General features: G+C 69.7%; 15 protein-coding genes. 13 read left to right on the top strand and 2 right to left on the bottom strand.

Annotated features, from left to right (window positions below; all coding sequences use genetic code 11):
* Positions 1 to 47: 47 nt before the first annotated feature.
* From SH922_RS32330 to SH922_RS32275, 12 genes are all read left to right on the top strand, one after another.
* On the top strand, positions 48 to 656 hold the full coding sequence (locus tag SH922_RS32330; protein ID WP_393062090.1) for a GNAT family N-acetyltransferase: 609 nt from the start codon (positions 48 to 50) through the stop codon (positions 654 to 656).
* 169 nt (positions 657 to 825) lie between these two features.
* Positions 826 to 909: a putative leader peptide gene (locus tag SH922_RS32325; RefSeq protein ID WP_310739661.1), complete on the top strand. Its 84-nt coding sequence runs from the start codon at positions 826 to 828 to the stop codon at positions 907 to 909.
* 114 nt (positions 910 to 1,023) lie between these two features.
* On the top strand, positions 1,024 to 2,721 hold the full coding sequence (locus SH922_RS32320) for a nitrite/sulfite reductase (RefSeq protein ID WP_393062088.1): 1,698 nt from the start codon (positions 1,024 to 1,026) through the stop codon (positions 2,719 to 2,721).
* Entirely contained in the window at positions 2,718 to 2,897 is a 180-nt protein-coding gene (locus SH922_RS32315) for a hypothetical protein (RefSeq protein ID WP_393062086.1), read from the top strand. The genes SH922_RS32320 and SH922_RS32315 overlap by 4 nt, the downstream gene beginning before the upstream one ends.
* Positions 2,894 to 3,610: a phosphoadenylyl-sulfate reductase gene (locus SH922_RS32310; protein WP_393062084.1), complete on the top strand. Its 717-nt coding sequence runs from the start codon at positions 2,894 to 2,896 to the stop codon at positions 3,608 to 3,610. Before SH922_RS32315 ends, SH922_RS32310 begins: the two co-directional genes overlap by 4 nt.
* Positions 3,610 to 4,179 (top strand): adenylyl-sulfate kinase, encoded by a 570-nt coding sequence (cysC, locus tag SH922_RS32305; RefSeq protein ID WP_148021567.1) that lies wholly within the window; start codon positions 3,610 to 3,612, stop codon positions 4,177 to 4,179. The genes SH922_RS32310 and cysC overlap by 1 nt, the downstream gene beginning before the upstream one ends.
* Positions 4,176 to 5,111, top strand: a complete 936-nt coding sequence (gene cysD, locus SH922_RS32300) for a sulfate adenylyltransferase subunit CysD (RefSeq protein WP_393062082.1) — start codon at positions 4,176 to 4,178, stop codon at positions 5,109 to 5,111. Before cysC ends, cysD begins: the two co-directional genes overlap by 4 nt.
* A 1-nt stretch (position 5,112) precedes the next feature.
* Positions 5,113 to 6,456: a sulfate adenylyltransferase subunit 1 gene (locus SH922_RS32295; RefSeq protein ID WP_393062080.1), complete on the top strand. Its 1,344-nt coding sequence runs from the start codon at positions 5,113 to 5,115 to the stop codon at positions 6,454 to 6,456.
* Positions 6,457 to 6,690: 234 nt separating this feature from the next.
* A complete protein-coding gene (locus SH922_RS32290; RefSeq protein ID WP_393062078.1) occupies positions 6,691 to 7,806 on the top strand; it encodes an aliphatic sulfonate ABC transporter substrate-binding protein in 1,116 nt (371 codons plus the stop codon).
* Positions 7,807 to 7,845: 39 nt separating this feature from the next.
* Positions 7,846 to 8,637, top strand: coding sequence for an ABC transporter ATP-binding protein (locus SH922_RS32285; protein WP_393062076.1), 792 nt, complete (start codon positions 7,846 to 7,848; stop codon positions 8,635 to 8,637).
* Complete coding sequence (locus tag SH922_RS32280) at positions 8,624 to 9,529, top strand: ABC transporter permease (RefSeq protein ID WP_393062074.1); 906 nt, start codon at positions 8,624 to 8,626, stop codon at positions 9,527 to 9,529. The genes SH922_RS32285 and SH922_RS32280 overlap by 14 nt, the downstream gene beginning before the upstream one ends.
* Positions 9,530 to 9,538: 9 nt before the next feature.
* A complete protein-coding gene (locus SH922_RS32275) occupies positions 9,539 to 10,297 on the top strand; it encodes a sirohydrochlorin chelatase (RefSeq protein ID WP_393062072.1) in 759 nt (252 codons plus the stop codon).
* A gap of 32 nt (positions 10,298 to 10,329) precedes the next feature.
* Here the strand turns inward: SH922_RS32275 and SH922_RS32270 are convergent, their stop codons facing one another.
* Positions 10,330 to 10,962, bottom strand: a complete 633-nt coding sequence (locus tag SH922_RS32270) for a DsbA family protein (RefSeq protein ID WP_393062070.1) — start codon at positions 10,960 to 10,962, stop codon at positions 10,330 to 10,332.
* Between the two features lie 68 nt (positions 10,963 to 11,030).
* Positions 11,031 to 11,615, bottom strand: a complete 585-nt coding sequence (locus SH922_RS32265) for a TIGR03086 family metal-binding protein (RefSeq protein ID WP_393062068.1) — start codon at positions 11,613 to 11,615, stop codon at positions 11,031 to 11,033.
* Between the two features lie 97 nt (positions 11,616 to 11,712).
* Between SH922_RS32265 and SH922_RS32260 the strand changes: the two genes are divergently transcribed.
* A complete protein-coding gene (locus tag SH922_RS32260; RefSeq protein ID WP_393062067.1) occupies positions 11,713 to 12,582 on the top strand; it encodes an aldo/keto reductase in 870 nt (289 codons plus the stop codon).
* Positions 12,583 to 12,589: the final 7 nt, after the last annotated feature.

The raw sequence follows: 12,589 nt of genomic DNA, 5'->3' as shown, positions 1-12,589 counted from the left end.
TGGTCCCGGCTTGGGCCGGGGCCGTGGGGCATGGTTTTCTGGCAGTCATGAGCAACCCCGAGCGTCCATCCGACCCCGCCCTCGCCGAGGTGACCGTCTGGTCCCTGGAGCAGACCTCCCCCGACGATCTGCGGCCCTCGGCCGTGCCGGATTCGGACGTACGGATCGTCCGGTCCGAGGTGCCGCTGCCGGAGTTCAGCCGGTTCCTCTACACGGCGGTCGGCGGCGACATCCAGTGGACGGACCGGCTGTCGATGACGTACGCGCAGTGGCAGGAAGTGCTGGACCGGCCGGGCGCGGAGACGTGGGTGGCGTACGCCAACGGGTCGCCGGCCGGATACGTGGAGCTGGACCCGCAGGACGACGGCGTGGTCGAGATCATGTACTTCGGCCTCCTCCCGGCCTTCCGTGGACGCCGGATCGGCGGGCATCTGCTCTCGTACGGGGTCGCGCGCGCCTGGGACCTGGCGGAGCGGTGGCCCGAGCGGCCCGCGACGAAGCGGGTGTGGGTGCACACCTGCTCCAAGGACGGGCCGCACGCCATGGGCAACTATCAGCGCCGCGGCTTCCGGCTGTTCGACACCAGGACGGAGCTGGAGCCCGAGGTCGCCACCCCGGGTCCGTGGCCGGAATCCGGCCGGACGCCGCTTCCGTAGACCCTGCGGGAATCCTTCGTAAGAAATGCACACGGTTGTCCGGTTTTCCGGCCACCTGGCGCCCGTCATTGAAGTGACGGGCGCCACATCGTCTCACCTGTCGGGACACTCTCGTCCACATCATGGATAGTGGTGGACTGCTCCGAGACCCGCGTGACACGCTTCCGTCATGCCTGGAACTGGAATTGCCTTGGTGAGTCGACGCCACGTCGACCTCGGCCGCATGTCCAGCGCCATCTGTCCGGCGAGCTGAGAGTCACAGCACCGCCGCGATCAACCTTTCTCTGCAAATCCTGCGCACCGCCGCGCCTCCTCGCGAGTGTGCAGTTCAGAGCCGCCCTCCTGTAGTCCCGAAGGACGTACTGTCATGGCCGCTACCCCGGAACAGCCCGCGCCCGCCACGCCCCGCCGCAAGGCAGGACGCCACCGTGGCGAAGGCCAGTGGGCGCTGGGGCACTACACCCCGCTCAACGGCAATGAGCAGTTCAAGAAGGACGACGACAGTCTCAACGTGCGGACACGCATTGAGACGATCTACTCCAAGCGCGGGTTCGACTCGATCGACCCCAACGACCTCCGCGGACGCATGCGTTGGTGGGGCCTGTACACCCAGCGGCGGGCCGGTATCGACGGCGGGAAGACCGCGGTCCTGGAGCCCGAGGAGCTCGAGGACAAGTACTTCATGATGCGGGTCCGCATCGACGGCGGCAGGCTGACCACCACGCAGCTGCGCGTCATCGGCGAGATCTCCGAGGAGTACGCCCGCGGCAGCGCGGACATCACGGACCGTCAGAACGTCCAGATGCACTGGATCCGCATCGAGGACGTCCCGGCGATCTGGGAGAAGCTGGAGGCCGTCGGCCTCTCCACCACCGAGGCGTGCGGTGACTGCCCCCGCACGATGATCGGCTCCCCGGTGGCGGGCATCGCCGCCGACGAGATCATCGACGGCACCTCGGCGCTGGACGAGATCCACGAGCGCTACATCGGCAGTCCGGAGTTCTCCAACCTGCCGCGCAAGTTCAAGACCGCCATCTCCGGCTCCCCGGTGCAGGACGTGGTGCACGAGATCAACGACATCGCGTTCGTCGGCGTCGAACACCCCGAGCACGGCCCCGGCTTCGACCTCTGGGTCGGCGGCGGCCTCTCCACCAACCCGCGACTGGCCGAACGCCTGGGCGCCTGGGTCCCGTTGGACGAGGTCGCGGACGTGTGGGCCGGTGTCGTGGGAATCTTCCGCGACTACGGTTACCGCCGGCTCCGCAACCGCGCCCGGCTGAAGTTCCTGGTCGCCGACTGGGGTGTCGCGAAGTTCCGCCAGGTGCTGGAGGACGAGTACCTCAAGCGCCCGATGCTGGACGGACCCGCGCCCGCGGAGCCGAGCAGCCGCTGGCGCGACCACATCGGCGTCCACCCGCAGCAGGACGGACGCTTCTACGTCGGTTTCGCGCCCCGGGTCGGACGGGTCGACGGCTCCACCCTCGCCAAGATCGCCGAACTCGCCGAGGCGCACGGCTCCGGCCGGGTGCGCACCACCGTCGAGCAGAAGATGATCATTCTCGATGTGGAGCAGGACCGGGTCGAGTCCCTGTCCGCCGGCCTGGAGGCGCTCGGCTTCCAGGTGAAGCCGTCCTCGTTCCGCCGCGGCACGATGGCCTGCACGGGCATCGAGTACTGCAAGCTGGCGATCGTCGAGACCAAGGCGCGCGGCGCCGCGCTCATCGACGAACTGGAGCGCCGCCTCCCGGAGTTCGACGAGCCGCTCACCATCAACATCAACGGCTGCCCCAACGCCTGCGCCCGCATCCAGACCGCGGACATCGGCCTCAAGGGCCAGCTCATGCTGGACGACGAGGGCAACCAGGTGGAGGGCTACCAGGTGCACCTCGGCGGCGCACTCGGCCTGGAGGCCGGATTCGGCCGCAAGGTCCGCGGCCTGAAGGTCACTTCGGCCGAACTGCCCGACTACGTCGAGCGGGTCCTGGAGAAGTTCCAGGCGGAGCGCGAGGACGACGAACGCTTCGCGACCTGGGCGGCCAGGGCCAGTGCGGAGTCGCTGTCATGAGCGAACGCGCCGCGCCTTTCCACTGCCCCTACTGCGGCGACGAGGACCTGCGCCCGCACGAGGCAGGGCACGGGGCTTGGGAATGCACCTCCTGCAACCGGGCGTTCCAGCTGAAGTTCCTGGGCCTGCTGGCCCGGGGACTGCAGCGCAACGACGGTGAAGGGGACGGGATATGACGGACACTCTGCAGACCAGGGAACGCTCCGCGGCCGAGCTCAAGGACCTGGCGACGCGTGCGGGCCGGGAGCTGGAGGACGCCTCCGCACTGGAGATCCTCCAGTGGGCCACCGAGACGTTCGGCAAGCGGTTCTGCGTGACGTCGTCGATGGAGGACGCGGTCGTCGCCCACCTCGCCTCCCGCGCCCTGCCCGGGGTGGACGTGGTCTTCCTCGACACGGGTTACCACTTCCCCGAGACGATCGGCACGCGTGACGCGGTGGAGGCGGTGATGGACGTCAACGTCATCACGCTGACGCCGCGCCAGACCGTGGCCGAGCAGGACGCCGAGTACGGGGCGAAGCTGCACGACCGCGACCCGGACCTCTGCTGCAAGCTGCGCAAGGTCAAGCCCCTCGAAGAGGGACTGACCTCGTACACGGCCTGGGCCACCGGGCTGCGCCGCGACGACTCCCCCACCCGGGCGAACACGCCGGTGGTCGGCTGGGACGAGAAGCGGCAGAAGGTCAAGGTCTCGCCGATCGCCCGCTGGACCCAGGACGAAGTCGACGCGTACGTCGCCGAGCACGGGGTGCTCACCAACCCGCTGTTGATGGACGGTTACGCCTCCGTAGGCTGTGCTCCCTGTACCCGCCGGGTGCTGGAGGGCGAGGACGCACGGGCCGGCCGCTGGGCCGGGCGCGGCAAGACCGAATGCGGGCTGCACGACTGATGACGACTGATCAGGAGACTTCGATGAGCGTGACGGAGACGGGAGCCACCGTCTGGCTGACCGGTCTGCCGAGCGCGGGCAAGACCACCATCGCGTACGAACTCGCCGGGCGGCTGCGCGGCGAGGGTCACCGGGTGGAGGTGCTCGACGGCGACGAGATCCGCGAGTTCCTCTCCGCGGGCCTCGGCTTCACCCGCGAGGACCGGCACACCAACGTCCAGCGGATCGGCTTCGTCGCCGAACTGCTGGCGGCCAACGGCGTGAAGGTGCTGGTCCCGGTCATCGCCCCGTACGCGGACAGCCGTGACGCGGTCCGCAAGCGGCACCAGGCCGAGGGCACCGCGTATCTGGAGGTGCATGTCGCCACTCCGGTCGAGGTGTGCTCCGTACGCGATGTGAAGGGGCTCTACGCCAAGCAGGCGGCGGGCGAGATCAGCGGGCTGACCGGGGTGGACGACCCCTACGAGGCGCCCGAGTCGCCCGACCTGCGGATCGAGTCGCACCAGCAGACCGTGCAGGAGTCCGCGGCGGAGCTGTACGCGCTGCTGAGCGAGAGGGGTGCAGCGTGACGACCGTCGCGACTGTGTCGGAAGGCACCGCCAATCCGTACGCACTCAGCCACCTGGATTCGCTGGAGTCCGAGGCGGTGCACATCTTCCGTGAGGTGGCGGGGGAGTTCGAGCGGCCGGTGATCCTGTTCTCCGGCGGCAAGGACTCGATCCTGATGCTGCACCTGGCACTCAAGGCGTTCGCGCCCGCGCCGGTGCCGTTCACGCTGCTGCACGTGGACACCGGGCACAACTTCCCCGAGGTCCTGGAGTACCGCGACCGCACGGTCGCCGAGCACGGACTGCGTCTCCATGTCGCCTCCGTCCAGGAGTACATCGACGCCGGGAAGCTCCGCGAGCGCCCCGACGGCACCCGCAACCCGCTGCAGACCGTGCCGCTGACCGAGGCGATCCAGCAGCACCGCTTCGACGCCGTGTTCGGCGGCGGCCGCCGCGACGAGGAGAAGGCCCGCGCCAAGGAACGGGTCTTCTCGCTGCGCGACGAGTTCTCCCAGTGGGACCCGCGCCGCCAGCGCCCCGAACTGTGGCAGCTCTACAACGGCCGCCACGCCGCGGGCGAGCACGTCCGGGTCTTCCCGATCTCCAACTGGACCGAACTCGACGTGTGGCAGTACATCGAGCGCGAGGGCATCGAACTCCCCCGGATCTACTTCGCCCACGAACGCGAGGTCTTCAACCGCTCCGGCATGTGGCTGACCGCGGGCGACTGGGGCGGCCCCAAGGACCACGAAACAGTCGAAACCCGCCAGGTCCGCTACCGCACGGTCGGCGACATGTCCTGCACCGGCGCCGTCGACTCCGACGCCACCACCCTGGACGCCGTGATCACCGAGATCGCCGCCTCCCGCCTCACCGAGCGGGGCGCGACCCGCGCCGACGACAAGATGTCCGAGGCCGCGATGGAAGACCGTAAGCGCGAGGGGTACTTCTAAAATGACCACACCCACCCAGCTGGCCGACCAGCTGTCGACCACCACCCTGCTGCGCTTCGCCACCGCCGGATCCGTCGACGACGGCAAGTCCACCCTCGTGGGACGGCTCCTCCACGACTCCAAGTCGGTCCTCACCGACCAGCTGGAAGCCGTCCAGGACGCATCCCGCAAGCGCGGCCAGGACGCGCCGGACCTGGCACTGCTGACCGACGGGCTGCGGGCCGAGCGCGAGCAGGGCATCACCATCGATGTCGCCTACCGCTACTTCGCCACCACCCGGCGCCGGTTCATCCTGGCCGACACCCCGGGCCATGTGCAGTACACCCGCAACATGGTCACCGGCGCCTCCACCGCCGAGCTGGCCGTCGTCCTGGTCGACGCCCGCAACGGGGTCGTCGAGCAGACCCGCCGGCACGCCGCCGTCGCCGCACTGCTGCGCGTCCCGCACGTCGTACTGGCCGTGAACAAAATGGACCTGGTCGACTACGCGGAGCCGGTCTTCGCCGCCATCGCCAAGGAGTTCACCGCCTACGCGGCCTCCCTCGGCGTCCCGGAGATCACCGCGATCCCGATCTCCGCACTGGCCGGTGACAACGTCGTGGAGCCCTCCGCGAACATGGACTGGTACGGCGGCCCGACCGTTCTGGAGCACCTGGAAACAGTCCCGGTCAGCCACGACCTCACCGCCTGCCACGCCCGCTTCCCCGTCCAGTACGTCATCCGGCCGCAGACCGCCGAGCACCCCGACTACCGCGGCTACGCCGGCCAGATCGCCGCCGGAGTGTTCCGCGTCGGCGAACCCGTCACCGTCCTGCCCTCCGGCCGCACCTCCACCATCGCCGGAATCGACCTGCTCGGCGACAGCGTGGACATCGCCTGGGCACCCCAGTCGGTCACGCTCCGCCTGACCGACGACATCGACGTGTCACGCGGCGACCTGATAGCCCCGGCCGGCGACGCACCCGCCATCACCCAGGACGTCGAGGCAACCGTCTGCCACGTCGCGGACCAGCCACTCACCGTGGGCCAGCGGGTACTGCTCAAGCACACCACCCGCACCGTCAAGGCGATCGTCAAGGACATCCCCTCCCGGCTCACCCTCGACGACCTCTCCCAGCACCCCGCCCCCGGACAACTCATCGCCAACGACATCGGCCGCGTCGTCGTCCGCACCGCAGAACCCCTCGCACTCGACGCCTACGCCGACTCCCGCCGCACCGGCTCCTTCCTCCTCATCGACCCGGCCGACGGCACCACACTCACCGCCGGCATGGCGGGCGCCTCCTTCGCCACCGTCCCGCAGACCGGGACTCCGGTGGACGACGACGCGGAGTGGGACTTCTGATGAGCCAGGACATCTTCTCCACCTTCGCGAAAGAGGGCGGCCGCGTCGGCAGCGGCGCCCTCGGCAGCGGCCAGGGCGGGGTTGCGCGATGTGCGCGATGACGTACGCGCACTGCCTGCGCGCCCGGCAGCACCACCTGCACCGCCAGTTCAGACGAAGACCTGCCGACCTCCCGGCCGCGTCCCCGGACTTCCGAGGGACGTGAGCACCGGGCCTCCGAGAGGAAGACCTCCCGTGTCTGCCCCCCGTACCACGCTTCGCCGTAGCATCGCCGCTGCCGCCGCCCTGCCGCTGCTCGCCGTGGCGCTCACCGCCTGCGGCTACGGCTCCGAGGCGAAGGACGACGACGCCAAGAAGACGAACGTCGCCGCCGGCGGCAAGAAGCTCTCCACGGACACCGTGAAGATCGGGTACTTCCCGAACCTGACGCACGCCACCGCGCTGGTCGGCATCCAGGAAGGCCTCATCGCCAAGGAGCTCGGCTCCACCGAGGTCAAGCCCTCCACGTTCAACGCGGGCCCCTCCGAGATCGAGGCACTCAACGCCGGTTCGATCGACATCGGCTTCATCGGCCCCTCGCCCTCCATCAACGGCTTCACGAAGTCCAAGGGCAAGAGCCTTCGCATCATCGGCGGTTCGGCCTCCGGCGGCGTCAAGCTGGTCGTCAACCCGAAGAAGGTCAAGACCCTCGACGACCTCAAGGGCAAGAAAATCGCCACCCCCCAGCTCGGCAACACCCAGGACGTGGCGTTCCTGAACTGGATCTCCGAAAAGGGCTGGACGGTCGACGCGCAGAGCGGGAAGGGCGACGTCTCCGTGGTGCGTACGGACAACAAGGTGACCCCGGACGCCTACAAGTCCGGTTCCATCGACGGCGCCTGGGTTCCCGAGCCGACCGCGTCCAAGCTGGTCGAGCAGGGCGCGAAGGTGCTCCTCGACGAGTCGACGCTGTGGCCGGACAACAAGTTCGTGATCACGAACATCATCGTGTCGCAGAAGTTCCTCAGCGAGCACCCGGATGTCGTCGAGGCGGTGCTGCGCGGTTCGGTCAACACCAACGCGTGGATCAACGCCAACCCGGACAAGGCGAAGGCGTCCGCCAACGCCGCGCTCAAGACGCTGTCCGGCAAGGAGCTGCCTGCGGACGTCCTGGACCCGGCGTGGAAGTCGATCCAGTTCACCGATGACCCGCTGGCCGCCACGCTCGACACGGAGGCGAAGCACGCGGTGAAGGCCGGCCTGCTGGACGAGACGGATCTGACGGGCATCTACGACCTGAAGCCGCTGAACAAGATCCTCAAGGCCGCGGGCAAGCCCGAGGTCGCCGACGCCGGTCTCGGCGTCAAGTAACCACCCGACCGTTCCAGGATCTCCCAGGAGGTGACGACCATGGCGACGACCACGCTCACCAAGGCCGAGGACCGTACGGCGGTCGGGCACGCCGCCCGGATCGACCACGTCTCGAAGTCCTTCGCCGGACCGGAAGGGCAGCAGCTCGTTCTGGACGACATCACGCTCGATGTCGCTCCCGGCGAGTTCGTCACCCTCCTGGGAGCCTCCGGGTGCGGAAAGTCGACACTGCTCAACCTGGTCGCTGGACTCGACCGCCCGACCGGGGGCTCCATCGAGACCCCGGGCGGGCGGCCGGCCCTGATGTTCCAGGAGCACGCCCTGTTCCCGTGGCTGACCGCGGGCAAGAACATCGAACTGGCGCTTCGGCTGCGCGGCGTACCGAAGTCGGAACGCCGCACGGAGGCGGAGCGGCTCCTGGAACTGGTGCGCCTGGGCGGGGCGTACGGCAAGCGGGTGCACGAGCTGTCGGGCGGAATGCGGCAGCGGGTGGCGATGGCCCGCGCGCTCGCCCAGGACAGCCAACTGCTGCTGATGGACGAGCCGTTCGCCGCACTCGACGCCATCACCCGGGACGTGCTGCACGACGAGCTCACCCGGATCTGGCGCGAGACGAACGTCTCCGTCCTGTTCGTCACACACAACGTGCGCGAGGCGGTCCGGCTCGCGGAGCGTGTGGTGCTGCTCTCGTCCCGCCCCGGCCGGATCGCCCGGGAGTGGACGGTCGACATCGAGCAGCCGCGCCGCATCGAGGACACCGCGGTGGCGGAACTGTCCGTCGAGATCACCGAACAACTGCGTGGGGAGATCCGCCGACATGGCCAGCACTGAGACCACAGCCAAGGACCCCGCCCCGAGGGACGAGGCCCAGGACCTGGCCGGCCTGGAAGCGGGACTCGACGCGCTCGACGCGGTACGGGTGAGCCGGACCCCGGTGCGCCAGGTGCTGACGCAGAAGGTCCTGCCTCCGGTGGTGGCCGTCGCGCTGGTGCTGCTCGTCTGGCAGATCCTGATCTGGGCGAAGGTCACCGACGACTACAAGCTGCCGTCGCCCGCACTGGTCTGGGACGAGGTGTCCAACGCCTGGGCGCAGGGCACCCTGCTCGGCTACATCTGGACGAGCGTCTCGCGCGGTCTGCTCGGCTTCCTCCTCGCTCTCGTCTTCGGCACCCCGCTGGGGCTGCTGGTGTCGCGGGTGAAGGTGGTGCGCGCGGCGATCGGTCCGGTGCTCTCCGGGCTCCAGTCGCTGCCGTCGGTGGCATGGGTGCCGCCCGCCGTCATCTGGCTGGGGCTGGACGACAGGATGATGTACGCGGTGATCCTGCTGGGTGCTGTCCCATCGATCGCCAATGGGCTCGTCGCGGGTGTCGACCAGATTCCGCCGCTGCACCTGCGGGCCGGCAAGACGCTGGGTGCCACCGGGCTGCGCGGCACCTGGCACATCGTGCTGCCGGCGTCGCTGCCCGGATACCTGGCGGGTCTGAAGCAGGGCTGGGCGTTCTCCTGGCGCTCGCTGATGGCTGCCGAGATCATCGCCTCGTCGCCCGATCTGGGTGTGGGGCTCGGGCAACTGCTGGAGCAGGGCCGTGAGACCAGCAGCATGTCGATGGTCTTCCTCGCCATCTTCCTGATCCTCATCGTCGGCATCGCCATCGACCTGCTCATCTTCAGTCCGCTGGAGCGGTGGGTGCTGCGCAGCCGCGGTCTCCTCGTGAAGAACTGAGCTGGTGACATGACTGCTCCGGTCCTCCTCGTCATCGCCCACGGCAGCCGCGATCCGCGGCACGCGGCGACCGTGCACGCGCTCACCGCGCGAGTACGGGCGCTGCGGCCCGGGCTGCGGGTGGAGACCGGGTTCCTGGACTTCAACGCACCGTCGGTGCCGCGGGTCCTGGAGGGGCTGGACGCGCAGGGGGCGGGTGAGGTGGTGGCGCTTCCGCTGCTGCTCACCCGCGCCTTCCATGCCAAGTCCGACATCCCGGCGGTCCTGCGGGAGGCACGCGCCCGGCTGCCGCGGCTGCGGGTGCGGCAGGCCGAGGTGCTCGGCCCCTCGCCGCTGCTGAACTCCGCTCTGGAGCGGCGGCTGTACGAAGCCGGGGTCCGCCCCGGCGACAAAGGCTCGACCGGGCTCGTCCTGGCCTCGGCGGGCTCCACAGACCCGGAGGCGATCGCAGTGATCGCTGAAATTGCGCGGGAGCTGCGGCACACCGGTTGGTGTTCCGTGCGGCCTGCGTTCGCCTCCGCATCCCATCCCCGTACCGAGGACGCGGTACGGGCCCTGCGGGCCGACGGTGTGCGCCGGGTGGCGGTCGCCCCGTACGTGATCGCGCCCGGCCGCCTCCCGGACCGCATCGCGGCGGGGGCGGCCGAGGCCGGGGCGGATGTACTGGCCGGCGTGCTGGGCCCGTCGCCGGAACTGGCACGGCTGCTGCTGGACCGGTACGACGAGGCACGCGTCCGGACGGCCCGGTCCACCCCGGTCAGCGCGTAGGGCCTCTCGTCCGGATCATGCCGGGCTCTCGCTCAGCCCACGTCCAGTCCGCCCGTGCGGGTCCGCTTGAGCTCGAAGAAGTCGTCGTACCCGGCGAGTACCCGGAAGCTGTCGAACAGCCGCGCCGCCTCCTCACCGCGCGGCACGGCCCGCAGCACGGGGCCGAACCACACGGTCCCGTCCACGTGGAGGGTGGGCGTGCCCACGTATCCGTCCGCCTCCGGGTCCTTGCCTGCGTCGTGGCTGCGGCGCAGCGCCTCGTCGTACGCCGGGTCGTGAGCGGCCGCGGCCAGTTCGGCGGGCAGACCGAGCTCGTCGAGGGACTGGGCGATCACCTCGTCGAAGTCCTCGTTCTTCTGCTGGTGGATCCGGATCCCGAAGGCCGTGTACAGATCGCGCAGGACGCCCTCGCCACGCAGTCCGGCCGCGGCGACGGCGACGCGCACCGGCCCGATCGATTTGTCGACCAGGGTCCGGTACCAGTCGGGGAGTTCGTTGCCCGTGTTGTGCAGGTAGAGGCTCATCACGTGGAAGCGGAGCTCGATGTCGCGCTGCTGCTCCACCTCCAGCATCCAGCGGGAGGTGATCCAGGCGAACGGGCAGGCCGGGTCGAAGAAGAAGTCGATGACGGCCCTGCCCGTGTCCGGGCTGCGGTGAGTGGTCATGGATCGAGCCTAGCCAGCCAGTGGCTCATCCCCACGGGCCATTCACCACCCGTGGGGATGGGCCATTTTCATGCGGCGGTCCACTGCGGATCACGGCCGCTCAGGGCCAGCGCCCGCTCGAAGTCGGATGCTCCGGCAGCGACGGTGATCTCGTCGGCGAAACCCTCGTACTGACGGTAGAGCGCCGCGGTCTTCTCGACGATCCCCAGGACATGGGCAGCCGCCTCGTCCGAGAGCCGGAACTCCTGGCCGGTGGCCCGGGCCACGTCCCAGCCGTGCAGGGCCGTCTCCTCGATGAGCATCGCGGCGGTGTCCGCGGCCGGGGTGGCCGACTCACCGGTGCCGATCGTGCCCTCCCAGACGGCCGGGTCCGACCAGGCGGCGACGGCGCGGTCCAGCTGGGCCGCGTACTGCTCGGTCCAGTCGGCGTCCGCCGTGAAGTCCCGCGCGGTGAGCTCCTCGGGGATCTCCGTGCGCAGGGCGCGGTGCTCCATTCCGTGCGAGGTGTAGAGCACCCAGTGGTTGATGAGCCCGCGGACGTCCCAGCCGGCGCAGGGAGTGACGGGGGCTTCGAGCTGTTCGGGGCGGACGCCGCGGGCCACGCGGGCGGCTTCGGCGGCGCATTCGGTCATATGGGTGTGCTCGGTCTTCATGTACAGCACTCTAGAAAGGATCACCGCACCCCGTCTTGAAAAAAGGCGACAGGAACCGGCCGCAGGGCGTACCGGACCCCGGGACTACTGTTCCTTCATGTCTGCTTCGCTCCCCTCCCCCGACGGTTCGTTCCTCCTCGGCGGCGAGCTGCCCGTGCGCCGTCTCGGCTACGGCACCGCCCAGCTGACCGGCCCCGGGTACTGGGGCCCGCGCGGCGACCGCCGGGACGCGCTGACGGTGCTCCGGTCGGCAGTCGATCAGGGCGTCACCCTGATCGACACCGCCGACAACTACGGCCCGGGGGTGGCCGAGGAACTGGTGGCCGAAGCGCTGTACCCGTACCGCGACGAGCTCGTGATCGCGACCAAGGGCGGTGTCGTACGCACCAGCGACAGCGCCTGGCACGTCGCGGGGCGGCCCGAGGAGCTGCGCGCGATGTGCGAGGCCAGTCTGCGCAGGCTGCGGACCGACCGGATCGACGTGTACCAGCTGCACCGGCTGGACCCGCAGGTTCCGATGGCCGATCAGCTGGGCGCTCTGGATGCGCTGCGGCAGGAAGGTAAGATCCGGTACATCGGTCTGGACACCCTCACCGCCGACCAGCTGGAGCAGGCGCTCTCCCTGACCGGGATCGCCTCGGTGCAGAACCGCTTCAACCTCCTCGACCGCGCGTCGGATGCGGTGCTGAAGGTATGCGAAGCCCATGACCTGGCGTTCCTCCCGTGGTTCCCGCTGGCCGACGGCGCACTGACCGGCGACGCCTCCGCCGCGCTCGACGGTGTCGCGGAGGGCCACGGCGCCACCCGCGGGCAGATCGCCCTCGCCTGGCTGCTGCACCGCTCCCCCGTACTGTGCCCGACCCCGGGCACCGGTTCGCCCGTCCACCTGTCGGAGAACCTGGGGGCGCGTGAGATCCGGCTGACGACCGAGGACATGAGCCGCCTGGAGGCGCTCGCATCCGCATGAAGGAGTA

It is taken from the genome of Streptomyces sp. LN549 (assembly GCF_043203805.1).
Lineage (GTDB): Bacteria > Actinomycetota > Actinomycetes > Streptomycetales > Streptomycetaceae > Streptomyces.
This window is presented reverse-complemented; position numbering and strand designations above follow the sequence as displayed.